Source organism: Enterobacter cloacae complex sp. 418I7 (assembly GCF_050030705.1).
Classification (GTDB): domain Bacteria; phylum Pseudomonadota; class Gammaproteobacteria; order Enterobacterales; family Enterobacteriaceae; genus Enterobacter; species Enterobacter intestinihominis.
The window spans coordinates 1,939,080-1,965,022 of record NZ_JBLGUU010000001.1 but is presented as its reverse complement, the minus strand read 5'-3'; the positions used below and the strand labels follow the sequence as shown (position 1 = coordinate 1,965,022).

General features: G+C 54.4%; 27 protein-coding genes and 2 tRNA genes. 15 read left to right on the top strand and 14 right to left on the bottom strand.

What is annotated here, in order from left to right:
• The first annotated feature begins 323 nt into the window (after positions 1–323).
• Both ACQG0S_RS09530 and sodB read left to right on the top strand, forming a co-directional pair.
• Positions 324–1,082, top strand: coding sequence for a C40 family peptidase (locus ACQG0S_RS09530; RefSeq protein WP_048966162.1), 759 nt, complete (start codon positions 324–326; stop codon positions 1,080–1,082).
• A gap of 122 nt (positions 1,083–1,204) precedes the next feature.
• Entirely contained in the window at positions 1,205–1,786 is a 582-nt protein-coding gene (sodB, locus tag ACQG0S_RS09525; protein WP_017693553.1) for a superoxide dismutase [Fe], read from the top strand.
• A 37-nt stretch (positions 1,787–1,823) separates the two neighbouring features.
• On the opposite strand, the gene ACQG0S_RS09520 is transcribed toward sodB, so the two are convergent.
• Both ACQG0S_RS09520 and ACQG0S_RS09515 read right to left on the bottom strand, forming a co-directional pair.
• Positions 1,824–2,990 carry an MFS transporter gene (locus ACQG0S_RS09520; RefSeq protein WP_045622824.1) on the bottom strand — a complete coding sequence of 389 codons (1,167 nt, stop codon included), beginning with the start codon at positions 2,988–2,990 and terminating at the stop codon, positions 1,824–1,826.
• A 160-nt stretch (positions 2,991–3,150) separates the two neighbouring features.
• Positions 3,151–3,240, bottom strand: a complete 90-nt coding sequence (locus ACQG0S_RS09515) for a YnhF family membrane protein (RefSeq protein WP_003857632.1) — start codon at positions 3,238–3,240, stop codon at positions 3,151–3,153.
• Positions 3,241–3,537: 297 nt separating this feature from the next.
• On the opposite strand from ACQG0S_RS09515, the gene purR reads away from it, so the two are divergent.
• Positions 3,538–4,563: an HTH-type transcriptional repressor PurR gene (gene purR, locus ACQG0S_RS09510; protein ID WP_006809011.1), complete on the top strand. Its 1,026-nt coding sequence runs from the start codon at positions 3,538–3,540 to the stop codon at positions 4,561–4,563.
• 17 nt (positions 4,564–4,580) lie between these two features.
• On the opposite strand, the gene punR is transcribed toward purR, so the two are convergent.
• The gene (gene punR, locus ACQG0S_RS09505; protein WP_048965705.1) at positions 4,581–5,492 is read right to left on the bottom strand and encodes a DNA-binding transcriptional activator PunR; all 912 of its coding nucleotides are present in this window, start codon (positions 5,490–5,492) and stop codon (positions 4,581–4,583) included.
• 112 nt (positions 5,493–5,604) lie between these two features.
• Between punR and punC the strand changes: the two genes are divergently transcribed.
• Both punC and cfa read left to right on the top strand, forming a co-directional pair.
• Positions 5,605–6,804 (top strand): purine nucleoside transporter PunC, encoded by a 1,200-nt coding sequence (punC, locus tag ACQG0S_RS09500; protein ID WP_023299943.1) that lies wholly within the window; start codon positions 5,605–5,607, stop codon positions 6,802–6,804.
• 298 nt (positions 6,805–7,102) lie between these two features.
• Entirely contained in the window at positions 7,103–8,251 is a 1,149-nt protein-coding gene (gene cfa, locus ACQG0S_RS09495) for a cyclopropane fatty acyl phospholipid synthase (protein WP_022647893.1), read from the top strand.
• Between the two features lie 30 nt (positions 8,252–8,281).
• Here cfa and ACQG0S_RS09490 read toward each other — a convergent pair whose 3' ends face one another.
• Complete coding sequence (locus ACQG0S_RS09490; RefSeq protein ID WP_022647892.1) at positions 8,282–8,923, bottom strand: riboflavin synthase; 642 nt, start codon at positions 8,921–8,923, stop codon at positions 8,282–8,284.
• Positions 8,924–9,148: 225 nt separating this feature from the next.
• Between ACQG0S_RS09490 and mdtK the strand changes: the two genes are divergently transcribed.
• The 4 genes from mdtK (at position 9,149) to ACQG0S_RS09470 (ending at position 12,551) form a co-directional block, all read left to right on the top strand.
• Positions 9,149–10,522 (top strand): MdtK family multidrug efflux MATE transporter, encoded by a 1,374-nt coding sequence (gene mdtK / locus ACQG0S_RS09485; protein ID WP_048965706.1) that lies wholly within the window; start codon positions 9,149–9,151, stop codon positions 10,520–10,522.
• Positions 10,523–10,675: 153 nt separating this feature from the next.
• Positions 10,676–10,752 (top strand) — tRNA-Val (locus ACQG0S_RS09480).
• 4 nt (positions 10,753–10,756) lie between these two features.
• Positions 10,757–10,833: transfer RNA gene (locus tag ACQG0S_RS09475), tRNA-Val, on the top strand.
• A gap of 122 nt (positions 10,834–10,955) precedes the next feature.
• Positions 10,956–12,551 (top strand): FAD-NAD(P)-binding protein, encoded by a 1,596-nt coding sequence (locus ACQG0S_RS09470; RefSeq protein WP_169441058.1) that lies wholly within the window; start codon positions 10,956–10,958, stop codon positions 12,549–12,551.
• Positions 12,552–12,579: 28 nt separating this feature from the next.
• Here the strand turns inward: ACQG0S_RS09470 and ACQG0S_RS09465 are convergent, their stop codons facing one another.
• Positions 12,580–13,215 (bottom strand): carbonic anhydrase, encoded by a 636-nt coding sequence (locus ACQG0S_RS09465; RefSeq protein ID WP_022647889.1) that lies wholly within the window; start codon positions 13,213–13,215, stop codon positions 12,580–12,582.
• A 72-nt stretch (positions 13,216–13,287) separates the two neighbouring features.
• Positions 13,288–14,070, bottom strand: coding sequence for an MBL fold metallo-hydrolase (locus ACQG0S_RS09460; RefSeq protein ID WP_169441056.1), 783 nt, complete (start codon positions 14,068–14,070; stop codon positions 13,288–13,290).
• A 125-nt stretch (positions 14,071–14,195) separates the two neighbouring features.
• On the opposite strand from ACQG0S_RS09460, the gene ACQG0S_RS09455 reads away from it, so the two are divergent.
• Positions 14,196–14,336 (top strand): hypothetical protein, encoded by a 141-nt coding sequence (locus ACQG0S_RS09455; RefSeq protein ID WP_003857665.1) that lies wholly within the window; start codon positions 14,196–14,198, stop codon positions 14,334–14,336.
• Positions 14,337–14,392: 56 nt separating this feature from the next.
• On the opposite strand, the gene ACQG0S_RS09450 is transcribed toward ACQG0S_RS09455, so the two are convergent.
• The 6 genes from ACQG0S_RS09450 to ACQG0S_RS09425 all read right to left on the bottom strand — a co-directional run bounded on the left by ACQG0S_RS09450 (position 14,393) and on the right by ACQG0S_RS09425 (position 19,067).
• Complete coding sequence (locus tag ACQG0S_RS09450) at positions 14,393–15,799, bottom strand: DUF1996 domain-containing protein (protein ID WP_048965525.1); 1,407 nt, start codon at positions 15,797–15,799, stop codon at positions 14,393–14,395.
• Positions 15,800–15,943: 144 nt separating this feature from the next.
• Positions 15,944–16,111 carry a hypothetical protein gene (locus ACQG0S_RS09445; RefSeq protein WP_022647883.1) on the bottom strand — a complete coding sequence of 56 codons (168 nt, stop codon included), beginning with the start codon at positions 16,109–16,111 and terminating at the stop codon, positions 15,944–15,946.
• Between the two features lie 118 nt (positions 16,112–16,229).
• On the bottom strand, positions 16,230–16,439 hold the full coding sequence (gene fumD, locus ACQG0S_RS09440; RefSeq protein ID WP_003857676.1) for a fumarate hydratase FumD: 210 nt from the start codon (positions 16,437–16,439) through the stop codon (positions 16,230–16,232).
• Positions 16,440–16,547: 108 nt separating this feature from the next.
• Positions 16,548–17,360, bottom strand: a complete 813-nt coding sequence (locus ACQG0S_RS09435) for a MetQ/NlpA family ABC transporter substrate-binding protein (RefSeq protein ID WP_003857677.1) — start codon at positions 17,358–17,360, stop codon at positions 16,548–16,550.
• Between the two features lie 23 nt (positions 17,361–17,383).
• On the bottom strand, positions 17,384–18,052 hold the full coding sequence (locus ACQG0S_RS09430) for a methionine ABC transporter permease (RefSeq protein WP_048965523.1): 669 nt from the start codon (positions 18,050–18,052) through the stop codon (positions 17,384–17,386).
• Positions 18,045–19,067 (bottom strand): methionine ABC transporter ATP-binding protein, encoded by a 1,023-nt coding sequence (locus tag ACQG0S_RS09425; RefSeq protein ID WP_048965521.1) that lies wholly within the window; start codon positions 19,065–19,067, stop codon positions 18,045–18,047. Before ACQG0S_RS09425 ends, ACQG0S_RS09430 begins: the two co-directional genes overlap by 8 nt.
• A 399-nt stretch (positions 19,068–19,466) precedes the next feature.
• Here ACQG0S_RS09425 and ACQG0S_RS09420 point away from each other — a divergent pair, with 399 nt between their 5' ends.
• The 5 genes from ACQG0S_RS09420 (at position 19,467) to lpp (ending at position 24,343) form a co-directional block, all read left to right on the top strand.
• Positions 19,467–20,837: a pyridoxal-phosphate dependent enzyme gene (locus tag ACQG0S_RS09420; RefSeq protein ID WP_063150599.1), complete on the top strand. Its 1,371-nt coding sequence runs from the start codon at positions 19,467–19,469 to the stop codon at positions 20,835–20,837.
• Between the two features lie 12 nt (positions 20,838–20,849).
• On the top strand, positions 20,850–21,995 hold the full coding sequence (locus ACQG0S_RS09415; protein WP_048965651.1) for a trans-sulfuration enzyme family protein: 1,146 nt from the start codon (positions 20,850–20,852) through the stop codon (positions 21,993–21,995).
• Positions 21,996–22,083: 88 nt separating this feature from the next.
• Complete coding sequence (locus tag ACQG0S_RS09410) at positions 22,084–22,365, top strand: hypothetical protein (protein WP_418517247.1); 282 nt, start codon at positions 22,084–22,086, stop codon at positions 22,363–22,365.
• A gap of 7 nt (positions 22,366–22,372) precedes the next feature.
• On the top strand, positions 22,373–23,794 hold the full coding sequence (gene pykF, locus ACQG0S_RS09405; RefSeq protein WP_015570703.1) for a pyruvate kinase PykF: 1,422 nt from the start codon (positions 22,373–22,375) through the stop codon (positions 23,792–23,794).
• 312 nt (positions 23,795–24,106) lie between these two features.
• Positions 24,107–24,343: a murein lipoprotein Lpp gene (gene lpp / locus ACQG0S_RS09400; RefSeq protein ID WP_001082307.1), complete on the top strand. Its 237-nt coding sequence runs from the start codon at positions 24,107–24,109 to the stop codon at positions 24,341–24,343.
• Between the two features lie 60 nt (positions 24,344–24,403).
• Here the strand turns inward: lpp and ldtE are convergent, their stop codons facing one another.
• Together ldtE and sufE are read right to left on the bottom strand one after the other, a co-directional pair.
• The gene (gene ldtE, locus ACQG0S_RS09395) at positions 24,404–25,417 is read right to left on the bottom strand and encodes a L,D-transpeptidase LdtE (protein WP_022647878.1); all 1,014 of its coding nucleotides are present in this window, start codon (positions 25,415–25,417) and stop codon (positions 24,404–24,406) included.
• A 97-nt stretch (positions 25,418–25,514) separates the two neighbouring features.
• The gene (sufE, locus tag ACQG0S_RS09390; RefSeq protein WP_003857730.1) at positions 25,515–25,931 is read right to left on the bottom strand and encodes a cysteine desulfuration protein SufE; all 417 of its coding nucleotides are present in this window, start codon (positions 25,929–25,931) and stop codon (positions 25,515–25,517) included.
• Between the last annotated feature and the right edge of the window lie 12 nt (positions 25,932–25,943).

Below are 25,943 nucleotides of genomic sequence, written 5' to 3'. Positions count from 1 at the left end.
ACTTCTGTTACGGCATCAGTCTGACATTGTAGCGGGTCAGGCCGACATCGGAAAATAACATTTTTGTCACGTCTCATTATTTTATCCGCTATCGCGTAAAGTTGCATTGATAATGACGTTTAAGGCTGCGCGCCGTGCGGTTTTGCTTAAGGAGCGAACAAGAGTGCGACAGAATGGTGAATTTTTTTGCACTTGCTAACGAAACACATTTTTTGAATGAAAAATGCTATTAACTTATTCCGATTTTATGGATTAGAATCGACTGGTTTTGTAAATCTCATGCGGGTATGTATTTTGGCTCGCACTTATCAGGGGACTGCCCAGTGGCGCGGATAACTAAAATCTCGATGACGCTCTGTGCTTTACTGTTTACCACACTCTCATTTACGCCAGCGGCGAACGCCTCCGAACAGGCACGGCATTCTGCTGTACAAAAAACGCATCTGGCAAAAACCACAGAACGTAAGAAAAAAACCACCAGCAAAACAGTAAAGAAGAAAACCACCGCTCACACCAAAAAAACCCCCTCCAGTAAAACCAAAACTCTCCGTTCCGGCACGCACAAAACCACCCGTACGACCGCCAGCCTGGTGAATGATAAATGCACCGTGCGCAAAGGCCATAAAACGAAATGCGCCAAAGTGACGAAGCTGGCTGACGTGCATAAAGCGCGTATGCAGAAAGCGCAAAAAACGGCGATGAATAAACTGATGGGGCAAATAGGTAAACCATATCGCTGGGGTGGCACCTCTCCGCGCACCGGTTTTGACTGTAGTGGGCTGGTTTATTATGCCTATAAAGATCTGGTGAAGTTTCGCATTCCGCGCACCGCCAATGAGATGTACCATCTGCGCGACGCCGCGCCTGTAAACCGTGGCGAACTGCAAAATGGCGACCTGGTGTTCTTCCGCACCCAGGGACGCGGCACGGCCGATCACGTTGGGGTGTATGTGGGTAACGGTAAATTTATCCAGTCACCGCGCAGCGGTCAGGACATTCAGATCACCTCCCTCAGTGAAGATTACTGGGTGCGCCACTATGTGGGTGCGCGCCGAGTGATGACGCCAAAAACCATTCGCTAGACCCTGCCCTGCCGCCTCCGTGGCGGGGTAAGTTCCTCTTTTGCATACCCTTTCAATTTGCTATTCTGTCCTTGTTGTCTGTAGGGTTATTGGCAACGTATAAAACTATAAGGAGAGTAGCAATGTCGTTCGAATTACCTGCACTACCGTATGCAAAAGACGCCCTGGCTCCGCACATTTCTGCGGAAACCCTGGAGTACCATTACGGCAAGCATCACCAGACCTATGTCACCAACCTGAATAACCTGATCAAGGGCACCGATTTTGAAGGCAAAACGCTGGAAGAGATTGTGCGCAGTTCAGACGGTGGCGTATTCAACAACGCCGCCCAGGTGTGGAACCACACCTTCTACTGGCACTGCCTGGCTCCAAATGCAGGCGGAGAACCTACCGGTGAGCTGGCCGCAGCGATTAACGCCGCGTTCGGCAGTTTCGCGGATTTCAAAGCGAAATTTACTGACGCAGCCGTTAAAAACTTTGGCTCCGGCTGGACCTGGCTGGTAAAAGAGGCTGATGGCAAACTGGCTATCGTTTCCACTTCTAATGCGGGTACCCCTCTGACCACCAGCGCAACGCCGCTGATGACCGTGGACGTATGGGAACACGCCTATTACATTGATTACCGTAATGCGCGCCCGAACTACCTGGAACATTTCTGGGCACTGGTTAACTGGGAATTTGTTGCGAAGAACTTCGCCGCATAAGGGACACGCAGAAGGGGCAACCCTTCTGCGTTTTTATTTATTCCGCCGTACACACCGCTTCTGGCTGTTTACGCCCGGACATCAACACCAGCAGCAAGCCGAGTGCGGCGATGATCGCCCCCATCACCGGCACAAAGCTGTAACCTAAACCACCGGAAATCACCGCCCCGCCCGCTGCGGCTCCCAGCGCATTTCCCAGGTTAAACGCACCGATATTCACGGATGATGAGAGCCCCGGCGCCTCATGCGCAACACGCATCACGCGCATCTGCAACGGCGGCACCACGGCAAAGGTTGCGGCGCCCCACACCACCATGGCAACCGCGGCGCCCACTTCGTTACGCGCCAGCCACGGGATCGCCACCATGATGACAATCAGCAGCGTTAAAAAACCTTTCAGCGTCCCGCTGACGGAGCGATCTGCAAATTTCCCGCCGAGATAGTTGCCAATCGAGAACCCGACACCAATCAGCACCAGCATCGCGGTAACAAAGAGTGGCGTTGCGTGGGTTATGTCGTGCAGCACCGGGGAGATATAGGTGTAGAGCGTAAACATCGCCCCTGCCCCCAGCACCGTGGTGAGCAGCGCGGACAACACCTGAGGACGCATCAGCACCGCCAGCTCTTTACGTACTTCCGGACGTTCTCCCGCACTCCCTTTGGGCAGCGAGAAGAACAGCGCGACCATCGCGACCACGCCCAGTCCGGCGGTTGCGAGGAAAGACATACGCCAGCCGATGGCTTCTCCGAGCCAGGTGGCAGCGGGAACGCCGCCGATATTAGCGATGGTGAGGCCCATAAACATAGTGGCTACCGCGCTGGCCTGCTTATGTTTTGGCACTACGCTTGCGGCAACAACCGAGCCCAGCCCGAAGAAAGCGCCGTGGTTCAGGCTGGTCAGAATACGGGAAAGCATCAGCGTGGTGTAATCCGGCGAAATCGCGGAAAGCACATTTCCGAGAGTAAAAATTGCCATCAGGAAAATCAGCGCATTGCGTCGCGCGCGGTGCGAAAGCAGCAGCGTCATCAGCGGTGCGCCCACCATCACGCCGATCGCATAGGCGCTAATCAACATACCGGCCGCAGGGATAGAGACGTCCACACCCCGGGCGATAACAGGCAATAACCCCATCGGGGAGAATTCAGTGGTGCCAATCCCAAAGGCGCCAATCGCCAGGGCCAGCAGGGGAAAATTGATTTTCATGAAAAGACTCCGGATACCGTGCCGTTACCCGGCACAGACTAAGAAGGCAAAAGCATGACATCAATCACAAAAAATGAGAAGTTAACATTTTGGCAAAAGATTTTTGCCGGAGAGGTAACAATAGCGGCAAGGGAGGGAGAAGACTCTCCCTCCACCTAAATCAGTGCAGCGCAGCGGTTAAACCACCCGCAACAATCAGGGCAAGAACAACAATGGTGGTAAACAGCGAAAACTTCAGATCGGTACTCATCAATTTTTCTCCTTTTATTCACCCTACGAAAAGTGAGCTTGCTCATTTTTACACAGTTCAGGTCAAAAATCTTCCAGGATTTAAACGGATATCCACTTTACCTCTTCCCCTTTTCATCAAGATAGGACAAAATTCCACGCTAAATTTATTAGCGTACCGGCCACTGACCCCCTCCTGACGTCCTGTGTCGTTTTCCCGGCGTGTCGCAACTCATGTTTGCGTAATAAGGGTGAGAGAAGGCAAACGTTTACCTTCATTTTTTTCAGGAGCTTAGGATATGGTCTGGAGTGACATTTAATGGCAACAATTAAAGACGTAGCAAAACGCGCAAACGTTTCCACTACAACCGTATCACATGTTATTAACAAAACGCGTTTCGTCGCAGAAGAGACGCGTAATGCCGTTTGGGCAGCAATCAAAGAACTGCACTACTCGCCAAGTGCGGTCGCCCGTAGCCTGAAGGTTAATCACACCAAATCGATTGGCCTGCTGGCCACCAGCAGTGAAGCGGCTTACTTTGCTGAAATCATCGAAGCCGTTGAAAAAAACTGCTTTCAGAAAGGCTATACCCTGATTCTGGGCAACGCGTGGAACAACATTGAAAAACAGCGCGCTTACCTGTCGATGATGGCGCAAAAGCGCGTCGACGGCCTGCTGGTCATGTGTTCTGAATACCCTGAGTCGGTGCTTTCCATGCTGGAAGAGTATCGCCACATTCCGATGGTAGTGATGGACTGGGGCGAGGCGCGCGCAGACTTCACCGACTCTGTTATTGATAACGCCTTTGAAGGCGGCTACATGGCCGGGCGTTATCTGGTAGAACGCGGGCATCGTGAAATTGGCGTGATCCCGGGCCCGCTGGAGCGTAACACCGGTGCTGGCCGTCTGGCCGGTTTCATGAAAGCGATGGAAGAGGCGCTGATTACCGTGCCAGAAAACTGGATTGTCCAGGGCGATTTCGAGCCGGAGTCGGGCTATCGCGCCATGCAGCAGATCGTCTCCCAGCCGCATCGCCCTACCGCTGTGTTCTGCGGCGGCGATATCATGGCAATGGGCGCGCTCTGCGCGGCGGATGAACTCGGCCTGCGCGTTCCGCAGGACATCTCGGTGATCGGCTATGACAACGTGCGCAACGCCCGTTTCTTTACCCCGGCGCTGACCACCATTCACCAGCCGAAAGATTCGCTGGGTGAAACGGCCTTCAATATGCTGATGGACAGGATCGTCAACAAGCGAGAACAGTCCCAGTCCATTGAAGTCCACCCGCGCCTGATTGAACGCCGTTCCGTTGCCGACGGTCCGTTCCGCGACTACCGACGTTAATCTCTTTACGGGGCCAGCTACGCTGGTCCCCGCAACCACTCCCGGTTCAGCGTTTCGCTGTCTCCCAGATAATCCAGTAGCCAGGCCATGGCGGGCGAGACGTCGTTTTGCTGCCACGTCAGACAGCATGCAGCATCCGGGAAAGGATTTTCCAGCGTCAGAGCCACCCACTCTCCCGCGTCGATGCGCGGGCGCGCAAAATGCACCGGCACCATGCCAACGCACAGCCCCGCGCTCAGACAGGTGGCTGACGACTCCCAGTCCGGCGCAACCACGCGGCGCTGATTATCCAGCAGCCAGGTAATGCGCTTGGGCAGCGAGCGGGAGGTATCTTCCAGCACCAGCGAAGGCCAGTTGCGTAAGGTGTCATCACTCAGCGGCCCGTCCAGCGCCGCCAGCGGGTGATCGCGCGCGACCACGCAGGTCCAGCTCAGCATGCCCATGTCGCGGAACGCGTAGCGCCCGCCAACCGGGATCGCCTGGGTTGCACCAATTGCCATCTCCGCCCTGCCGTCCGCCAGCGCATCCCATACGCCGTTGAACACTTCCTGCGACACACGCAGTTCGACGTCGGAAAAATGACGATAGAAATCGACGATCATCTGCCGGGTCCGTTCCGGCTTAACGATGTTATCCACCGCGATAGCGAGATGTCCGCGCCAGCCGTTGGCGATCTGCTGGCACTGCTCACGGGTGATCTGCATTTTTTTGATAACAGACCGGCCTTCCTTCAAAAACCACGCGCCGGCAGGCGTGAGCTCCACGTCGCGATGACGCCGCTCGAACAGCGGGACTGCCAGCCACCCTTCCAGCTGGCGCACCGTATAGCTGATAGCCGAGGGAACGCGGTGCAACTCCTGGGCGGCACCAGTAAAGCTGCCGTTACGCGCCACGGCATCAACCACTTCAAGGGAATAATCTGACCACATCTTTAGCCTGCAAATTTTTTGAATGCACCCACCAAATATTAGCGTTTCACAAGCCGCTTTGCACTCCCTACACTCTGCGCCAACGTACACCTGCCTCCTCAGGAGAAAAAAAGTGCAACCCAGGAAAGGATTTTTAGTCTGGCTCGGCGGCTTAAGCGTGCTGGGCTTTTTGGCGACCGACATGTATCTGCCCGCCTTCGCCGCGATGCAGGAAGATTTGCAAACTCCTGCCGCCGCCATCAGCGCCAGTTTGAGTTTATTCCTTGCAGGTTTTGCTTTTGCGCAACTACTCTGGGGACCGCTCTCTGATCGTTTTGGCCGTAAGCCCGTTCTGTTGCTGGGACTGGCGATTTTTGCCGTAGGCTGTCTGGGCATGCTGTGGGTCCGCGATGCCGCCTGGTTATTGGTGTTGCGCTTTATTCAGGCGGTCGGCGTCTGTGCCGCAGCGGTCACCTGGCAGGCGCTGGTGACCGATTACTACCCCGCCTCACGCACTAACCGCATTTTCGCCACCATCATGCCGCTGGTCGGCCTGTCTCCGGCGCTCGCTCCGCTGCTGGGCAGCTGGATCCTGGCGCATTTCGACTGGCAGGCCATTTTCGCCACGCTCTTTGCGATCACGCTGGTCCTGATGCTGCCCGCGTTCGGGCTTAAACCTGCGCATAAAAAAGAGACGCATCCGGACGCGAAGCCCATCACCTTTACCTCTTTACTGCGGTCGAAAGCCTATCGCGGTAACGTGCTGATTTATGCCGCCTGCTCTGCCAGCTTCTTTGCCTGGCTGACCGGTTCGCCGTTCATTTTGCATGACATGGGCTACAGCCCGGCGGCTATCGGCCTGAGCTATGTACCACAGACCATCGCCTTCCTGGTGGGTGGCTATGGCTGTCGCGCCGCGCTGCAAAAATGGGAAGGCCAGCAGATGCTGCCCTGGCTGCTGGTGCTGTATGCGCTAAGCGTGATTGCGACCTGGGCTGTCGGCTTTATTCCCGGCGCCGGGCTTGCAGAAATTTTGATTCCGTTCTGCGTCATGGCGATCGCTAACGGGGCCATTTACCCTATTGTTGTAGCCCAGGCGCTGCGTCCATTCCCTCAGGCGACAGGCCGCGCTGCCGCGCTGCAAAATACCCTGCAACTTGGCCTGTGCTTCCTGGCAAGTCTCGTGGTCTCTGCATTGATTGCAACCCCGCTGCTCACCACCACCAGCGTGATGCTGGTCACCGTTGTGCTGGCAGGATTGGGTTATCGCATGCAGTCCTCCGCCCATCGCGAGCAGAGTGAAAACGCGCAGACAGAAACGTCGCACGCCTGATTACGCGGGAAACTATGTTAAAAACCAGTGATTAGGTTGCTAACAATTTTCTGTTGAATCACCAAATTTTGCGGCCTATACTGAATTTGGTTCGATTAAATACGATAAATATTAAGTGTTAACGGGAGCCGGAGCGCTCCCGTTTTACCATGGAAGGCATTTCGGCAAGGGTTATCTCCCTTCCTCTGTTCTACGTCGGATATTAGCCTCGCGGGCATTTACCGTGAGATTTCTCACAAACCAAAAAAGCGTCTACGCTGTTTTAAGGTTCTGATCACAGCAAGGTGATGGAGAAGCTATGAGTTCATCGTGTATAGAAGAAGTCAGCGTTCCGGACGATAACTGGTCCCGGATCGTCAGTGAACTGTTGGGACGTGCGGGCATTACGATTAATGGCTCATCCCCCTCCGACCCCCAGATTAAACATCCCGATTTTTTCAAACGCGTGTTACAGGAGGGATCGTTAGGGCTGGGTGAAAGCTATATGGACGGCTGGTGGGAGTGTGAGCGGCTGGATATGTTCTTCTCCAGCGTTTTACGCGCCGGTCTTGAAAATCAGCTCCCTCGTCATTTCAAAGATACGTTACGTATCGCCTCCGCCCGCCTGTTCAATCTGCAAAGTAAAAAGCGCGCGTGGATCGTCGGTAAAGAGCATTATGACCTGGGCAACGATCTTTTCAGCCGTATGCTCGACCCGTTAATGCAGTACTCCTGCGGATACTGGAAAAAAGCGACAACCCTGGAAGAGGCGCAGCAGGATAAGCTACAGCTGATTTGCGATAAGTTGCAGTTGCAGCCCGGCATGCGCGTGCTGGACATCGGCTGTGGTTGGGGCGGCCTTGCCTGGTTTATGGCGAAACATTACGGTGTCAGCGTAGTCGGCGTCACGATTTCAGCTGAACAGCAGAAGATGGCACAGGAACGGTGTCTGGGTCTGGATGTCGATATTCGGCTTCAGGATTACCGCGACCTGAATGAGCAGTTCGATCGGATTGTTTCCGTGGGTATGTTCGAGCACGTGGGGCCAAAGAACTACAAGACTTATTTCGACGTCGCCGACCATAACCTGAAGCCTGACGGAATTTTCCTGCTACACACCATCGGCTCTAAACGCACCGATAACAATGTGGATCCCTGGATCAACAAATATATCTTCCCGAATGGTTGTTTACCCTCTGTTCGCCAGATTGCGAACGCCAGCGAACCGCATTTTATTGTGGAAGACTGGCATAACTTCGGCGCAGATTACGACACCACGCTGATGGCCTGGCATGAACGTTTCCAGGCTGCATGGCCTGAAATCGCCGACAACTATTCGGAACGATTCAAACGGATGTTCAGCTATTATCTTAATGCCTGCGCGGGTGCGTTCCGCGCGCGGGATATACAGCTGTGGCAGGTGGTGTTTAGTCGTGGGATTGAGCACGGCCTGCGCGTGGCCCGCTGAAAAATAACCCCGGGTAACCGGGGTTATTTTTTATTCTTCTTCCACGGCCTTTATTATCGCCGCCTCTTTCGCCGCCAGCACGCGCTCAACGGTATCCACGACCGCCTGGGTCTGCGGATCAATTTCGATATTTACGCGCTGCCCCAGTTTTTTTGCGCCAAGCGTAGTACGTTGCAGCGTTTCAGGAATTAAATGCACGCAAAAACGCGTCGGCGTCACTTCACCGACGGTCAGACTAATCCCATCGATGCCAATAAATCCTTTATAAAGGATGTATTTCATTAATGACGGATCCTGCACCTTAAACCAGATTTGACGGTTATTTTCCGAGGTCACGATTTTCGCCACTTCTGCGGTGGTCATAATATGGCCCGACATCAGATGCCCGCCAATCTCATCGCTGAATTTCGCCGCACGTTCAACGTTGACGGTATCCCCCACCACCAGCTCACCCAGGTTAGTGATGCGCAGCGTCTCTTTCATTAAATCAAAGCTTATCTGGTTACCGTTAATTTCGGTCACCGTCAGGCAGCAGCCGTTATGCGCTATCGACGCCCCGGTTTCAATGCCGTCGAGCATATATTCAGGCAGCTCAACTACGTGAGTGCGGAAATTCGGTTTTTCATCAATGGACACCACTTTGGCAGTGCCCTGCACAATACCAGTAAACATGCTTACAGCTCCTGTTCATTCCGAACGGCGATGACACCGTATAATCCCACCACAATAACAGTTGAAAAAACAGGTTGCCAGTGATGCGCAATTTCTGGCGATTTTTTCACTAGATAATTAGTTAAACCCCGCTACAATAGCTGGCATCCCTCTGTTTTTTCTTCTTGCTGCCAGTAACGGCGGCCTTTTTAGTCTCTCAAATAACTACAATACAAAGGTGTTCACGTGCAGAAGTATATGATCGAAGCGCGTCAGTTATTGGCACTGGCCATACCGGTGATCGTCGCGCAGGTAGCCCAAACCGCAATGGGATTTGTGGATACGGTAATGGCCGGTGGTTACAGCGCCACCGATATGGCCGCCGTGGCGATCGGAACCTCAATCTGGCTCCCGGCCATTCTGTTTGGTCACGGCCTGCTGCTGGCGCTGACGCCCGTTATCGCGCAGCTTAACGGCTCCGGTCGACGCGACCGCGTAGCCCATCAGGTGCGCCAGGGCTTCTGGCTGGCCGGGGGTGTCTCCGTCCTGATTATGATCGTCCTGTGGAACGCCGGGTATATTATTCGCGCCATGCATAATATCGACCCGGCGCTGGCAGATAAAGCAGTCGGTTATCTGCGCGCCTTGCTCTGGGGCGCGCCCGGTTATCTCTTCTTCCAGGTGGCTCGTAACCAGTGTGAAGGGCTGGCAAAAACCAAGCCGGGCATGGTGATGGGCTTTATCGGCTTGCTGGTGAACATTCCCGTGAACTACATCTTCATCTACGGTCATTTTGGCATGCCGGAACTCGGCGGCGTGGGCTGTGGCGTGGCGACGGCTGCGGTGTACTGGGTGATGTTCGGCTGTATGCTCACCTACGTTAAACATGCGCGATCCATGCGCGACATTCGTAACGACACCGCCTTTAGCACGCCTGACTGGTCGATGATGAGCCGCCTTACCCAACTGGGTCTGCCCATTGCGCTGGCGCTGTTCTTTGAAGTGACGCTGTTTGCCGTTGTCGCCCTGCTAGTCTCGCCGTTAGGGATTATTGACGTGGCAGGCCACCAGATCGCCCTGAACTTCAGCTCTTTGATGTTCGTCCTGCCGATGTCCCTGGCTGCTGCGGTGACGATTCGCGTGGGCTTCCGTCTGGGGCAAGGTTCGACGCTGGATGCGCAAACGGCAGCCCGCACCGGGCTGGGCGTCGGCGTCTGCATGGCAGTCTGTACCGCGCTCTTTACCGTGCTGTTGCGTGAGCAAATTGGCCTGCTCTATAACGACAACCCGGAAGTAGTGACTCTGGCCTCACACCTGATGCTGCTGGCGGCCATTTACCAGATCTCTGACTCCATCCAGGTAATTGGCAGCGGCGTGCTGCGTGGGTATAAAGATACGCGTTCCATCTTCTTTATCACCTTTATCGCTTACTGGGTTCTGGGCCTGCCGAGTGGGTATATTCTGGCGCTCACGGATCTGGTGGTGGATCGCATGGGGCCAGCCGGATTCTGGATGGGCTTTATCATCGGCTTAACGTCTGCGGCCATTATGATGATGCTGCGCATGCGTTTCCTGCAACGTCAGTCGTCTGCGGTAATTTTGCAACGCGCTGCGCGTTAATGACACAGTAGCCGCCGGCTGGCGGCTACTTTCTCTTCACTTTGCGCGGTAATGAAGCAATCGCGTGAAATCAGAGAGAAAAATGCATTTTCCCTCTTGCCACCTTGGGGCTGTGCCGCTAATATTCGTCCCCGTTGTCACCGACAACACAATGCGTTCATAGCTCAGTTGGTTAGAGCACCACCTTGACATGGTGGGGGTCGTTGGTTCGAGTCCAATTGAACGCACCATTCTGCGTCCGTAGCTCAGTTGGTTAGAGCACCACCTTGACATGGTGGGGGTCGGTGGTTCGAGTCCACTCGGACGCACCATTTCAGTCCTGAAATGGTGCAAAAATCCTCTTCTGAACGTCTTAATTTTTCCCTTTATTGAATGACTTAACCTTTCTCCTGCTACGCTTATTCTATGGTTCAGAAACGCAGGAACGCTTTCGATGAAAAAAATCGCCATTATCGGCTCAGGCCCAACAGGGATTTACACCTTCTACTCACTTCTTACCAACGCAGCGCCCCTTTCGATCACCGTGTTTGAGAAAGCAGATCAGCCCGGCGTCGGTATGCCTTACAGCGATGAAGATAACTCCCGACTGATGCTGGCGAATATCGCCAGTATCGAAATCCCGCCCATTTTTATCACCTATCTCGACTGGCTTAAACAGCAAAATGCAGCCCATCTTGCCCGCTATTGCGTCGACAAAGACAAACTGCACGACCGGCAGTTTTTGCCCCGTATTCTGCTGGGTGAATATTTCCACGACCGTTTTCTCGCCGTCGTTGCCGAGGCGAAAAAGGCTGGGTTTCATATCGAGGTTCACCCCAACGCAGAAGTCACTGATATTAAGGCTGATGCAGACGGTGTGGTCCTATCAGTGAACGATGCCCCTTTCTCAAGGCGGTTTGATCTTGCAGTGGTCGCCACCGGTCACGTCTGGCCTGATGAAGATGAATCCACCCGCGACTATTTCCCAAGCCCATGGTCGGGGCTGATGGACGCGGATATCCGAGCCTGTGAGGTGGGGATTATGGGTACCTCCCTCAGCGGACTGGACGCTGCTATGGCGGTAGTAATGCAGCATGGTCGGTTTAGCGGGGAGCAGTTCGTTGTCAATAAAGGTAGTGAGGGGCTAAACATCACGCTGATGTCCCGCTCGGGCGTTCTTCCGGAGGCCGACTTTTACTGCCCTATCCCTTATGAACCGCTGTCGGTGTTAACGGAGTCTGTGGCAGAAAGCGAAATTGCCAAAGGCCCTGACGGGCTGCTTGACCGCATCTTTGCGCTGATGGTGAAAGAGCTTGAGCTGGCCGATCCGCGCTGGTGCCAGGCGATAGCGATCGGCACGCTGAATGCTGACACGCTTCGTGATGTCTGGTTTGAGGATCGTAAAAAGCATGGTCCTTTCACCTGGGCCGAAGCGAATCTGAAAGAAGTGGAGCGCAATAAGTGCGAGAAACGCACCGTTGCCTGGCGCTATACCGTGCTTCGTCTGCATGAAGTAGTTCAGGCCATTGTCCCTTCACTCAATGAACGTGACAGAGAACGGTTTAAATCCGGGCTGGAGCGTGTGTTTATTGATAACTATGCCGCCATTCCACCGCAGTCTATCCGCCGGTTACTGGCACTGCGCGAGGCAGGGATCATTAGCGTAGTCGCACTCGGTGATGATTACGACCTGGATATCGGCAGCGATCAGACCGTCATCACCACGAAAGAAAAGCGTTATCGCTTCGACGTCTTTATCGATGCCCGCGGGCAGAAACCGCTCAGTAATAAGGATATTCCCTTCCCGACGCTGCGCAAACAGCTTGAGGAAACGGGGGATGAAATACCGGACGTGGGGGAAGACTACACGTTGCTGTCACCTGCGTCTCTGCGCGGACGTATCGCTTTTGGGGCGATCCCCTGGCTGATGCACGATCATCCGTTTGTTCAGGGTTTGTCTGAGTGCGCTGAAATTGGTAAAGCGATGGCGAAAGCGGCGGGGAATCCTGCATCTGGCGTGCGACGGAAGTTACCTTACACGGAGTTTTAACAGGGCTTCCCTGCCCTGCGGTGACGGATTACTCGAAGAAGACTTCCGGGTTTTCCGACAACGACACGAAGGATTTAGTGTTCTTGTCCAGGGCAAGGATTTTGCCGCTTTCAATATCATACACCCAGCCGTGCAGGCGAATGGCGTTGTTGCGCAGGCCTACCGCCACCGACGGATGGGTCTTGATGTTGCTCAGCTGAGCAAAGACGTTCTCCTGCACCATCGCATTCACTTTATCGATTGGCTGATCCCAGGTTTTCTTCTCAACCACCGCTTTTGCCGCATCAGAATAGCGCAGCCAGTGGGAAACGGCTGGCATCGGCTCCAGATCGGCGTTGTCAGCAATCGCCTTCATCGCGCCGCAGTTGGAGTGGCCGCAAATAACAATATCGGTCACGCCAAGGGCCACTACCGCGTATTCGATGGTTGCAGAGACACCGCCAGGCTCCGGCCCGAACGGTGGCACAATGTTGCCCGCGTTTCGAATGACAAAGAGCTGTCCTGGCTCCTGCTGCGTGACCAGTTCCGGAACCAGACGGCTGTCGGAGCAGGAGATAAACAGCGCTTTGGGATTCTGACTGGACGCTAAACTACGAAAAAGCTCTTTACGTTGCGGGAAAATCTCTTTTTGAAAGCTGAGAAAACCTTCAATGATATGTTGCATAGCCATTTCTCTTTTATCTGTTTTAGTTTAGGTATGATCGCGATCACACTCGTAAAATTTAACCACCGTGCCTTAGCGGAGACAAGCAATATATTTCTGGCCCGACCGCTGCACAATCTCATCTGCGTTCGCCGGGATGTTTTGCCCTTCAAAGGCCCCGTACAGTCGCTGGTACGTTTTCCCGGTCAGTCGACCGATCACCGATTCAACGGTGCGGGCAGGCAGCGGCAGCATATTCGGATAACTCCACATAAACGACACGGCGTCCTTACCAGGCGTAACCTGCAAAATATCACCGGCCAGCAGCACGCCGTCGCCTGACTGCCAGTGCAGCACCGTGCCGCCTGCAAAATGCCCGCCCAGACGCAGCAGCGTCACCGACGGCATAATCTCCAGGGCGTCCTCCTCCCAGAAGCGTATCGCCGGACTGTCACGCATCACCCACTGCCGATCGCTGGCGTGCAGATAGATCGGCGCGTTAAACGCGGCGGCCCACTCCTGCATGGTGGTGTAGTAATGTGGGTGCGAAATCGCGATCGCGCTGATGCCCCCGAGCGCGTCAACTAACGCTCTGGTCGCCGGATCGAGGTTGGCGATGCAGTCCCACAGAACATTGCCCTGCGGCGTACTCAGCAGAAGCGCCCGCTGGTTGATGGCAAAAGCGGGAACGGTTTTGATGCTGAACAGCTGCGGCTCCAGCTGTTGCCATTTGTTGGTGTGCGTGGTCGTAAGGCTGTCGAAGTCCGTCCATGCCTGGCCCGTCACCGGGACATACTGGCGCTCATCGTCGCAAATCGGGCAGTTTTTGGGCTGTTCATCGTAAGCGGTACCGCAGGTTTTACAGAGTGTAATCATCGGCTTTCCTCAGCAATAAAGCACTGAGTATGGCAGGGATTATCCATATGTGCTGAGGGGTGCCTGGCCCGCTTTTTTTGACTTATACTGTGCCAGTATCAAAAACTGAATAACGCAGGTGGCACATGGAAATTGATCTCGATAACTTAGTCTTTAACGGGCTGGATGAAGCAGAAGAGCGCAACGCGGAACGTCTCGACGATGCGGATAAAAAAGCCCAGGCGATTGTCGCCGATGACGACTGCGGCGATGCCTGCAAGATCTGACGAGAAAGCACCGGAAGCCCCGGTGCTTTTTTTATGCATGAGGTTTTCACGCGCTATCAGATCTCCGGCGTTTTGCTAAACCCGGTCAGCATCAGGATCAGGCTTTGTTGAGATGACCCCGTCTCAAACTGATAGTGATTTCCCTGACGATCGCCGCCGATATACCACGAAATATCGGTTTTCCCTTCTGCCAGCGCCTTGCGCACCGCTTTATCCACGTCCACCATCCGGTATTCGCGGGAGTGGTTCAGGTAAAGCACCGCATCCGAACGATAGTTGCAGGGCGGCCGTGAATGCCAGCTCACGGTGGCCGGATCCCAGTCGTTACTCGCCGGATAGAAGAAGATTTGATCCGCGCCGTTGGTTTCCACTTTCCCGCCATAAATTCTCACGCGGTATTTAAACTGGGCAGGATCCTGTCCGGCAGGCAGCGGAGGGATGTTGAACTTCACCAGCGACAATGTTTCGCTGTTTTTCGTGCGTCCACCGTTCTTCCAGTTATCCTGCACCAGTAAGACCTGGGGATCGGGCTGTGAAAGTGCGGGTTCCATGCTGCTGAGCCAGACGTTGGCCTTCGCTTTTGAATAACCATACGGCACGGTGGTGCCGCAATCCATTCCGCGGTTCATGCACAGGTCGGTCATAAAGCGCGCGGCATCTTCCGTCCAGCCGTTCATGAAGTCAGCATGCGCCGTATACAGGCTCCCCCATCGCTCTTCACGTTCACTGCCATGCATGGTGGGGTCGAGGGAAAGCTGGACTTTGCTGGTATCCAGAGAGCTAATTGTCGGAAGCACGTACGCAATATTCATGTTCACCGTCGGGATCTTCACCGGGAAGGCGGACGGACACTGTCCTTTCGTATCGTAGGTGGCGTTAGCCAGGCCGTGGGCGGGCTTCAGGTTGACCCCGTCCCAGCAGTTCGGGAACTGAATGCCGATATTAAACTGCACGGCATCCTTCGCCTTGCGTAAGCCGCAGACTTCACCCGTTCTGGTGGTGTAGCCCTTGCCGTTGGCGCATAAAAAGGTGATATGTGGATTTGGCGCGGTGCCGTGATGATCGCCCGCCAGCAGCGACAGCCCCGCCGGGAACGGGTGCAGCGGCCAGGCGTCAACGTTCGATGCCTGATAATAGGTTTTTTGATAGGCGGGTTTGACCACCGTTCCGTCCGGTAATTTTAGCGACGGAGCCCAGTAGGCCGAGCTGTCTGCTTTGTTATCGCAGGTGGTCTTTTCCTGGATACGCAGCGATTCACGGCTGGAGTAAGCATCCGTTTGCACGTTACCAAAAAAATCGTGCAGCATGGCCTCGTTGGGCATGCCGTACATCATAATGGCATCATCGCCGAGGGTATGGGAATAACTGCATACAACATGCGCCTGTGGACCAGCGTGTGCCGCCTGCATGGCAAGCAGTAGTACGGTGGCAGAAAGCGCGGGGGTTAACACTGTCCGTTTCATTATCATCTCCATCTGAGAAAGGAGATAGTGGTAACAAAACGGCTATCGTTTACCGAGGATTAGCCAGGGCATTTTTCCCTTCATTCTCACTTTACACGCATCACGCACAGCTCATTCCAGTACATTTCGCGCGTCCGGCGAAGTTCAGCGTGACGTTTTAACATAGAACCACTCCGGGTCGATGTTGGCTACGTCCACGCCATAGAGGCTGGCGACAGGCAGTATTGACTCAAGAACACGTTGCGCGCTGTTCTCCGCATTCGCTGGTCGGGGCGCAAAAAACCGCCGTAACGTGCTTATCCATTTTTTCATCGTCATTACCCTTCTCGCTTAACCTGGAGTCAGTTAAACACGCCTTCATCATGAAGAGGAAATAACAATAATGACTGTTGATATGCGGGATCTGAAAAACTCGCGAGACGCTGTCGTCCTAACCGGCCAGCGCTTTAACCACCGTTTCCATCGCTTTGGTGGTCAACTCACTGCGCTTAACGCGCTGGTTCGCCAGCGCGGTACGCAATACCCCGGCAATCACGATATGCTTGGGCTCCTGCCCTAAGTCACGCATCTCCAGAACGACCTTGCCAACCACCCGACACATCTCCTGGTACAGCGCTTCGTCTTTGGTCACATTGCCCATTGCCATCACTCCGTTGCCCTAAACCGTCAGCTTAAATCATTCGTCGGCTGGATACAAAAAAGAAGCCCGGCGTGTTGTTCGCCGGGCTTCGTCTGGAAAATCAGGCGATTAGTTGTTTACCGGGATGACCGCGCCTTTGTATTTGGTGCGGATCCAGTCCTGAATCTCTTTGGAGTGCAGCACGTTCACCAGCGCGACGATATCCTTCTTCTTCTCATCACCGCGATGAACGGTAATGATGTTGGCGTACGGGTTATTCTCACCGCTTTCAACCGCAATTGGATCGTGGACCGGATCCAGACCAGCATCAATTGCGTAGTTGGCGTTGATCACCACCGCAGCACCTTCGTCGTTGTTGTACATCTGCGGCAGCAGAGATGCCTCGACGTTAGGGGTGAATTGCAGCTTTTTCGGGTTCTCCACAATATCGCTGATGCGCGCGGTCACTTTATCGATGCCTGGCTTCAGTTTGATCACGCCCTCTTTTTCGAAGATGGAGAGAATACGCCCTTCCTCGGAAACCGCATCACGCATGATGATTTTGCCGCCTTCCGGCAGATCCTTCAGCGATTTGTATTTTTTTGAATAGATACCGATCGGCTCAATGTGGATTGCGCCTGCACTGACAAAATCATAATCCTTATCGCCCGCATGGTCTTTAAGCACGCTGTTCAGGTAAGGGATGTGCTGGAAATAGTTGGCATCAATGTCATGCCCTGCCAGCGCCGTGTTTGGCAGAATGTAGTCCTGGAACGGTTTAATCTCCAGATCAATACCCTGCTTCGCCAGAATCGGCTTAGCCTGCTCCAGAATTTCCGCGTGCGGGGTGTTGGACGCCCCCACGGTGAGCGTGTCCGCCCAGGAGGCAAAGCTCAGGGCGCTCAGGGTGGCTGCGGCGATCAGTGTCAGTGTCTTTTTCATGATGTGGTTCCTGTGTGTATTTATTAGCGTTTATCTAACAGTGAAGTAATGGCATCGCCGCAGAACTGGATAATGAACACGATGATCAGAATGGTCACCGTTGCCGCCAGCGTGACGTCACCATGGTTGCGCTGGAATCCTTCCAGATAAGCCAGATTTCCCAAACCGCCGGCACCTATCACCCCCGCCATTGCGCTGTAGCTCACCAGCGCAATCAGCGTCACCGTCATACCTGAAACCAGTGCGGGTGAAGATTCCGGCAGTAAAACCCGAAACACTAACGTGCTCAGCCGCGCGCCCATCGAACGCGTGGCTTCAATTACCCCTTTATCCACTTCCCGCAGGGCAATCTCGACCAGACGGGCGTAGAACGGCGCGGCGCCCACAATCAGGGCGGGCAGCGCGGCGTTAGCGCCAAGAATGGTCCCCACAACGGTCTTGGTGAACGGGATCAGCAGAACAATGAGAATGATGAACGGAATCGAGCGGAACACGTTCACCACAATCGACATCACGCTGTAGACCGTGCGGTTGTGGAATAACCCGCCGCGGGCGGTTAAAAACAGCGCCAGACCGAGCGCGATCCCCAGAACAAACGTCGCCACGCCGGAAAGCGCGGTCATGTAGAGCGTCTCCTGGGTTGCAGCCCAAAGCTGATCCCACTTCAGGTGCGGAAAGAGTTCTTCAGCCATGCTTGATTACCTCGCCTTCAATATCGCTTTGCTTCAGGTCGGCGAGGATATTGTTCAGTTGTCCATCCGATGCCACCACGTGCACCCAGAGCTGCCCGAAAACACCGTGAGCGGTTTGCGTCATTTTGCCGTGCAGGATGTTAAACGGCAGGCCGTAGCGCAGGGTCAGTTCACCGACGATCGGCCTGTGCGTGCTGTGCCCGGTGAAGGTGAGCTTGATGACCGCGCCCTCCAGCTCATTTGCCAGTTCGGTATTGAAGGTCTCTTCCTCCGCGTACTGGCTCACCTGGCGGACAAACTGCCGGGTGATTGGCTGCTGAGGATGCGTAAACACGCTCAGCACCTCCCCCTCTTCCACCACCTTGCCGTTCTCCATTACCGCCACGCGGTCGCAGATTTTGCGCACCACGTGCATCTCATGCGTAATGAGTACGATGGTCAGGTTAAAACGACGGTTAATGTCCAGGAGCAGATCGAGGATCTGATCGGTGGTCTGCGGATCCAGCGCCGAGGTAGCTTCGTCACACAGCAGTACGTCCGGATGATTGGCCAGCGCGCGGGCAATGCCCACACGCTGTTTTTGCCCGCCGCTCAGCTGGGACGGGTAGGCATTCTCGCGCCCCTTCAGGCCGACCAGCTCCACCAGCTCGGCAACGCGAGCCTGAATTTGCGCTTTTGGCACACCGGCAATTTGCATTGAAAAGGCGATGTTTTCCTTCACCGTGCGCGACCAGAGCAGATTAAAGTGCTGGAACACCATGCTGATTTTCAGGCGTGCCTGACGCAGCGCTTCTCCCTTCGCGGCGGAGATATCCTGACTGTTAATGGTGACGCTGCCGGTGCTGGGCTTTTCCAGACCGTTCAGCAGACGGATAAGCGTACTTTTCCCGGCCCCGCTGTAACCAATGATCCCGTAAATCTGTCCCTGCTCTATCGTCAAGTTGACGTTATCAACGGCTGTCAGCGCCAGCTTCCCGTTGTCAAAAACCTTCGAAATATTACTGAGTACGATCATTTTTATTCGTTATCCGTTACGCATATAGCGGTTTAGCAGTATGGATGTCCAAAAGATAGTAAACAGCCGTTATCAGCTTTTAAATGACCAAAAAAGAATTTCTTATAATGCGGCGGAATAAGCAGCGAACTGGCGGGTGAAAAGCATTTAGATGAATATCTGCAATAATTATCTGCCTTTTGCATATCAGGTCTCATTCATCCGACGAAATTGGTTAATTTTGCAGCACTATGTACTGATATAGCCATCCTCACATCCGGACAACTTTACGTCTTGCTGTCTTTCCACCCCAAAACATAAGGATTATTCCTTTCTGTTCTAAAACCCAGTGAAACGTTCTTTATTGAGAAAATTTAGTGGTCCTATCATCCGGTCATCACCTCTTCACAGGACATGACCATGACGCTTTACCACTCCGTCACCGAACTAATTGGCCATACGCCACTCATCCAGCTGCACAAGCTGGATACCGGCCCCTGCTCGCTGTTTCTGAAGCTGGAAAATCAGAATCCAGGCGGCTCGATTAAAGACCGCGTCGCGCTGTCGATGATTAACGAAGCCGAGCGTATGGGGCAGCTACGGCCCGGCGGCACCATTATTGAAGCCACGGCGGGGAACACCGGCCTGGGGCTGGCGTTGATTGCGGCGCAAAAGGGATACTCGCTGATCCTGGTGGTGCCGGACAAAATGAGCCGCGAGAAGATTTTCCACCTGCGCGCGTTAGGAGCGCAGGTCGTGCTGACCCGTTCAGATGTGAATAAAGGGCATCCGGCCTACTACCAGGATTATGCCCGGCGGCTGGCGAACGAACTGCCAGGCGCGTTTTATATCGACCAGTTCAATAACGCGGCGAATCCGCTGGCGCACCGCACCACTACCGCACCGGAACTGTTTGAACAGCTTGACGGCCAGATCGATGCCATCGTCGTCGGCGTGGGGTCCGGCGGTACGCTGGGTGGCTTACAGGCGTGGTTTGCAGAACATTCGCCGCAGACGAAATTTGTGCTTGCCGATCCGGCCGGGTCGGTACTGGCGGACCAGGTTGAGACCGGACGCCATCACGATGCCGGATCGTGGCTGGTTGAAGGGATTGGCGAAGACTTTATCCCTCCGCTGGCGCACATCGAAGGGGTTAACCGCGCCTGGCGCATTACCGATCGTGAGGCGTTCACCACCGCCCGCGATCTGCTAAAAACGGAAGGGATCCTGGCAGGCTCCTCCACCGGCACGCTGCTGGCGGCGGCGCTGAAATATTGCCAGGCGCAGACTACGCCAAAACGTGTGGTCACCTTCGCCTGCGACAGCGGCAATAAATACCTCTCGAAGATGTTCAACGACGACTGGATGCGCCAGCAGGGGTTGATTTCGCGTCCGCAGGCAGGCGATCTCTCGGACTATATTGCCCTGCGCCACGATGACGGCGCGACGGTGACTGCCGCCCCGGACGACACGCTTTCCACCGTGCTGGCCCGCATGCGCCTGTACGACATCTCCCAGCTGCCGGTGCTCGATAACAACAATGTTGTCGGCATCATCGACGAGTGGGACCTGCTGCGGCACATTGAGGGAAATGCCGATCGCTTCTCTCTCCCCGTAACGGCGGCCATGACGCGTCAGGTCGAATATCTGGATAAGCTGGCCCCGGAGAGCGCCCTGTACACCATCTTTGACCGTGGCCTGGTGGCGATTATTTATGACGAAGACCGCTTTCTGGGTCTGATCACACGCAGTGACGTACTCACCACCTGGCGTAACCGCCTGACGAAATAAAAGGAGCAAAAGATGAAAAACCTGGCCACCCTCAGCGTGCACAGCGGTGAGTATCACGACACGCACGGCGCCGTGATGCCGCCAATTTACGCCACGTCGACGTTTGCGCAACCGGCACCGGGTGAACATAGCGGCTACGAATACTCCCGGAGCGGCAACCCAACCCGCCATGCGCTGGAGACCGCCATCGCCGAACTGGAAGGCGGCACGCGCGGGTACGCCTTCGCGTCAGGGCTGGCGGCCATTTCCACCGTGCTCGAACTGCTGGATAAAGACAGCCATATCGTTGCCATTGACGACGTGTATGGCGGTACGTATCGCCTGATCGAAAACGTGCGCAAGCGCAGCACCGGGTTACAGGTGAGCTGGGTTAAGCCGGACGATGTAGCCGGACTTGAGGCCGCCATTCGCCCGAACACCCGCATGATCTGGGTGGAAACGCCGACGAACCCGCTGCTGAAACTGGCCGACCTGGAGGCCATCGCAGACATTGCCCGGCGCCATAATGCGATCAGCGTGGCGGATAATACCTTCGCCTCCCCGGTCATTCACCGGCCGCTGGAGGCGGGGTTCGACATTGTGGTTCACTCCGCCACCAAATATCTCAACGGTCATTCAGACGTGGTTGCCGGGCTGGCTGTTGTCGGGGCAAATAAGGATCTCACGGAGCGTCTGGGCTATCTGCAAAACGCGGTTGGCGGCGTTCTGGATCCGTTCAGCAGCTTCCTGACGCTACGGGGGATTCGCACCCTCTCCCTGCGCGTTGAGAAGCACAGTGCCAACGCGCTGGCGATTGCGCAATGGCTGGAGCAGCATCCGCAGATAGAGAGCGTGCTCTATCCCGGGCTGGAGTCACACCCCCAGTATGCGCTTGCCCGCAGACAAATGGCGCTGCCGGGCGGCATGATCTCCGTTGTGATTAAAGGCGATGCGCAACGCGCGACAGAGGTGATTCGTCATCTTACGCTCTTTACCCTGGCGGAAAGCCTGGGCGGGGTGGAGAGTCTGGTGAGCCAGCCCTACAGCATGACCCACGCCTCCATTCCACTGGCGCAGCGTCTTGCAAACGGCATTGTGCCGCAGCTGATACGCCTGTCGGTGGGGATTGAGGATGCGAAGGATCTGATCGCCGACCTTCAACAGGCGCTGGAAAACTGAGCAAAAAACGGCGGGCGTTGCGCCTGCCGTCATAAGATGACATTAGGCCTTAACGCCTTGATAACAAACTTATGTGAATCTGCACAGAATGTTTTTGAAACGCTGTTTCCATTTTCCTTTTTACTGTGAATCAGCGTATAATGCGCGCCAAATCCCTGGTGAATGGTTTCAGCGCTTGGAATACAAAAAACAACGTACAACTTCTCCTCTCCTTCGTTGGGCTGGCACTCAGGCACACTTTCTTCTGCACGCTCATTTGATGTCACCTATTCTTAGTGCGTGTCATATACTCTTTCGCAACACAGGTTTGACTCCGCGGCGGTGCGCCCCCGGAGCGAGATTTCCATATCCTTCCCAACTTAAAGACTAAGACTGTCATGAAAAAGACGAAAATTGTTTGTACTATCGGCCCGAAAACCGAATCCGAAGAGATGCTGAGCAAAATGCTGGATGCCGGCATGAACGTGATGCGTCTGAACTTCTCCCACGGCGACTATGCTGAACACGGTCAGCGTATTCAGAACTTGCGCAACGTGATGAGCAAGACCGGGAAAAAAGCGGCAATCCTGCTCGACACCAAAGGTCCTGAAATCCGCACCATCAAACTGGAAGGCGGTAACGACGTTTCCCTGAAAGCGGGCCAGACCTTCACCTTCACCACCGACAAATCCGTTGTAGGTAATAACGAAATCGTTGCCGTGACCTACGAAGGCTTCACCAGCGATCTGTCCGTTGGCAACACCGTGCTGGTGGATGACGGCCTGATCGGCATGGAAGTGACCGCGATTGAAGGTAACAAGGTTATCTGTAAAGTGCTGAACAACGGCGATCTGGGCGAAAACAAAGGCGTTAACCTGCCGGGTGTGTCCATTGCTCTGCCAGCGCTGGCTGAAAAAGACAAACAAGACCTGATCTTCGGCTGCGAACAAGGTGTGGACTTCGTTGCGGCGTCCTTCATCCGTAAACGTTCTGATGTGGTTGAGATCCGTGAGCACCTGAAAGCGCACGGTGGTGAGAACATTCAGATCATCTCCAAGATCGAAAACCAGGAAGGCCTGAACAACTTCGACGAAATCCTTGAAGCGTCTGACGGTATCATGGTAGCGCGTGGCGACCTGGGCGTAGAAATCCCGGTTGAAGAAGTGATCTTCGCGCAGAAGATGATGATCGAGAAATGCGTTCGCGCGCGTAAAGTGGTTATCACCGCAACGCAGATGCTGGACTCCATGATCAAAAACCCACGCCCTACCCGTGCTGAAGCCGGCGACGTGGCGAACGCCATCCTCGACGGTACCGATGCCGTTATGCTGTCTGGCGAATCTGCAAAAGGGAAATACCCTCTGGAAGCGGTCGGCATCATGGCGACCATCTGTGAGCGTACCGACCGCGTGATGAAAAGCCGTCTGGATTACAACAACGACAGCCGTAAACTGCGCATCACCGAAGCCGTGTGCCGTGGTGCGGTAGAAACCGCCGAGAAACTGGAAGCCCCACTGATTGTCGTGGCGACCCAGGGCGGTAAATCTGCGCGTGCCGTGCGTAAATACTTCCCGGATGCGACCATTCTGGCGCTGACCACCAACGAAACCACCGCGCGTCAGCTGGTGCTGAGCAAAGGCGTGATCCCACACCTGGTGAAAGAGATTGCCTCTACCGATGATTTCTATCGTCTGGGTAAAGAAGTGGCTCTGGAACTGGTTGATTGTGGCCTGGCTCAGAAAGGCGACGTGGTGGTTATGGTTTCTGGTGCACTGGTACCAAGCGGTACAACCAACACTGCATCTGTCCACGTACTGTAATATTTCAGGAACAAATTATTGTTTTGTTAAAAAGCGTCCTTCGGGGCGCTTTTTTTATTCCCGCCATTAACCAGAACTATTCAAAAAGCAAATCGGGTTTTTCTATTTAATCGCGATTTATCTAAGATGAATCCGATGAAAAATGCCTTTTTTAACATAGCTTTTTCGTCAAAATTGCCGATTTCGTTGCTTCTTTGAGCGAACGATCAAAAATAGGCGTAATCCCATCAAAAAAATATTCTCAACCCAAAAAACTTTGTGTAATACTTGTAACGCTACATGGAGATTAACTCAATCTAGAGGGTATTAATAATGAATCGTACTAAACTGGTACTGGGCGCGGTAATCCTGGGTTCTACTCTGCTGGCAGGTTGCTCCAGCAACGCTAAAATCGATCAGCTGTCTTCTGACGTTCAGACTCTGAACGCTAAAGTTGACCAGCTGAGCAACGACGTGAACGCAATGCGTTCCGACGTTCAGGCTGCTAAAGACGACGCAGCTCGCGCTAACCAGCGTCTGGACAACCAGGCTACTAAATACCGTAAGTAATAGTACCTGTTAATAAAATGGCGCACATTGTGCGCCATTTTTTTTGCCTTCGTCAAACCTCTACTGAAGCGCTTTCTCTCCCTCGCCTTCCGTCACCGCCGCTGAGACACGACTGTTCTGAACCGAAAGGACAGAATTGCTGGCTGACGAACCATTGCCTGCTGAAACGGCAACCGGGATCCCGGCTCTGCGCGCCAGAGCTTTGTCGATTAGCGTTTTATCGCTACCTGATTCCGCTGCGAAGGCGGTAAACGCCGCTGAGTGCGTGAACGGCACCGTCTGTGGGTTTTCGCCCTCAGCCTGCGCCAGCGGCCTGTGCACCTCGATATAACGTTTGCCGTCCGGCTCGACGGAGAACTTCACCGGCTCATTGATAATCTGCACCCGCGTACCGACGCGCACTCGTTCAAACAACGCTTTGATATCCGGCGCGTTCATTCGCATACAGCCCGAGCTGACCCGCAGCCCTACGCTGTCCGGCGCGCTGGTGCCATGAATAAGATATTCCCCATTCCCGATGCCCAGACGCAGCGCAAAGCGCCCCAGCGGGTTATTTGGCCCTGCGGGTACCACAGGCGGCAGTTTAATGCCCTGCGCCAGTGAGCGCGCTCTGATGCCCGCTGTGGGGGTCCAGGTAGGGTTAGGGATTTTCTGACTCACACGGGTGGTGCTGACCGGTGTTTCCAGCCCAAGCTGACCAATACCCAGCGGATAGACCTGCACGATATTTTCGCCAGGCGGATAGAAGTAAAGACGCAGCTCCGCCAGATTCACCACAATGCCCTCACGCTCGGTGTCCGGGAGCAGCATCTGGGAAGGAATGGTAATGACCGTTCCTGGCGCAGGGTTTACCGGTGCAATGGTATTATTGGTTTCAAGGATAAGCTGTGCGGCGGTATTAAACCGACGAGCGATAGCCTGGAGCTTATTGTCGCCTTCCTGAATGGTGTATGTCTGATTTTGCCCAATCAGGCGGCTGCCTGCGGGCGGTAAAGGATAATCAACCGCCCTGGCTGAATTAACAGCACTGAGCGAACCAAGGAGTAATAGAGTTATTAGAGACGCGCGCTTCATGCTGAGATTCCTTATTCACTGACCAAACGTCAGAAAGCTGAAAAACCAGCGAGGTGGAAACCACCCCGCGAAACAGAATGAATGCTGTTCTGTCAGTTTAGCTAAGGATTGCGGCTTTGGCGCGTATGGCGCGGATCATCGCTTCCAGTCCCTGGGAGCGGGACGGGGTGAGGTGTTGGGTTAAGGCCATTTTTTCAAACCAAGGGCGAACGTCAAAGGCGACAATATCCTGCGCCGACATCTGGTGATAAAGAATAAATACGACGGCAATAAGCCCCTTCACAATGGCCGCATCGCTGTCACCCTGTAAATCGATTACGCCATCATCCGTCTGCTGCATCTGGATCCAGACCTGGCTCTGGCAGCCCTGAATGATGTTGTCCGGGTTATGCGCTTCTTCGCTGAGCGGCGGCAGGCGCTGACCTAGCTCGATAATATAAAGGTATTTCTCTTCCCAGTTTGCGCAACGCCCAAAGTTACGCAGCAATTTATCTCTGTCCGGCAAATCTGCCATCTCTCGCCTCTC

Bases quoted from the DNA above. Each gene is read 5' to 3' on its own strand.
- sodB (WP_017693553.1), top strand. From the start codon at position 1,205: ATGTCGTTCGAATTACCTGCACTACCGTATGCAAAAGACGCCCTGGCT.
- ACQG0S_RS09520 (WP_045622824.1), bottom strand. From the start codon at position 2,990: ATGAAAATCAATTTTCCCCTGCTGGCCCTGGCGATTGGCGCCTTTGGG.
- ACQG0S_RS09515 (WP_003857632.1), bottom strand. From the start codon at position 3,240: ATGAGTACCGATCTGAAGTTTTCGCTGTTTACCACCATTGTTGTTCTT.
- purR (WP_006809011.1), top strand. From the start codon at position 3,538: ATGGCAACAATTAAAGACGTAGCAAAACGCGCAAACGTTTCCACTACA.
- punR (WP_048965705.1), bottom strand. From the start codon at position 5,492: ATGTGGTCAGATTATTCCCTTGAAGTGGTTGATGCCGTGGCGCGTAAC.
- cfa (WP_022647893.1), top strand. From the start codon at position 7,103: ATGAGTTCATCGTGTATAGAAGAAGTCAGCGTTCCGGACGATAACTGG.
- ACQG0S_RS09490 (WP_022647892.1), bottom strand. From the start codon at position 8,923: ATGTTTACTGGTATTGTGCAGGGCACTGCCAAAGTGGTGTCCATTGAT.
- ACQG0S_RS09470 (WP_169441058.1), top strand. From the start codon at position 10,956: ATGAAAAAAATCGCCATTATCGGCTCAGGCCCAACAGGGATTTACACC.
- ACQG0S_RS09465 (WP_022647889.1), bottom strand. From the start codon at position 13,215: ATGCAACATATCATTGAAGGTTTTCTCAGCTTTCAAAAAGAGATTTTC.
- ACQG0S_RS09460 (WP_169441056.1), bottom strand. From the start codon at position 14,070: ATGATTACACTCTGTAAAACCTGCGGTACCGCTTACGATGAACAGCCC.
- ACQG0S_RS09455 (WP_003857665.1), top strand. From the start codon at position 14,196: ATGGAAATTGATCTCGATAACTTAGTCTTTAACGGGCTGGATGAAGCA.
- ACQG0S_RS09450 (WP_048965525.1), bottom strand. From the start codon at position 15,799: ATGAAACGGACAGTGTTAACCCCCGCGCTTTCTGCCACCGTACTACTG.
- ACQG0S_RS09445 (WP_022647883.1), bottom strand. From the start codon at position 16,111: ATGAAAAAATGGATAAGCACGTTACGGCGGTTTTTTGCGCCCCGACCA.
- fumD (WP_003857676.1), bottom strand. From the start codon at position 16,439: ATGGGCAATGTGACCAAAGACGAAGCGCTGTACCAGGAGATGTGTCGG.
- ACQG0S_RS09435 (WP_003857677.1), bottom strand. From the start codon at position 17,360: ATGAAAAAGACACTGACACTGATCGCCGCAGCCACCCTGAGCGCCCTG.
- ACQG0S_RS09430 (WP_048965523.1), bottom strand. From the start codon at position 18,052: ATGGCTGAAGAACTCTTTCCGCACCTGAAGTGGGATCAGCTTTGGGCT.
- ACQG0S_RS09425 (WP_048965521.1), bottom strand. From the start codon at position 19,067: ATGATCGTACTCAGTAATATTTCGAAGGTTTTTGACAACGGGAAGCTG.
- ACQG0S_RS09420 (WP_063150599.1), top strand. From the start codon at position 19,467: ATGACGCTTTACCACTCCGTCACCGAACTAATTGGCCATACGCCACTC.
- ACQG0S_RS09415 (WP_048965651.1), top strand. From the start codon at position 20,850: ATGAAAAACCTGGCCACCCTCAGCGTGCACAGCGGTGAGTATCACGAC.
- ACQG0S_RS09410 (WP_418517247.1), top strand. From the start codon at position 22,084: ATGTTTTTGAAACGCTGTTTCCATTTTCCTTTTTACTGTGAATCAGCG.
- pykF (WP_015570703.1), top strand. From the start codon at position 22,373: ATGAAAAAGACGAAAATTGTTTGTACTATCGGCCCGAAAACCGAATCC.
- lpp (WP_001082307.1), top strand. From the start codon at position 24,107: ATGAATCGTACTAAACTGGTACTGGGCGCGGTAATCCTGGGTTCTACT.
- ldtE (WP_022647878.1), bottom strand. From the start codon at position 25,417: ATGAAGCGCGCGTCTCTAATAACTCTATTACTCCTTGGTTCGCTCAGT.
- sufE (WP_003857730.1), bottom strand. From the start codon at position 25,931: ATGGCAGATTTGCCGGACAGAGATAAATTGCTGCGTAACTTTGGGCGT.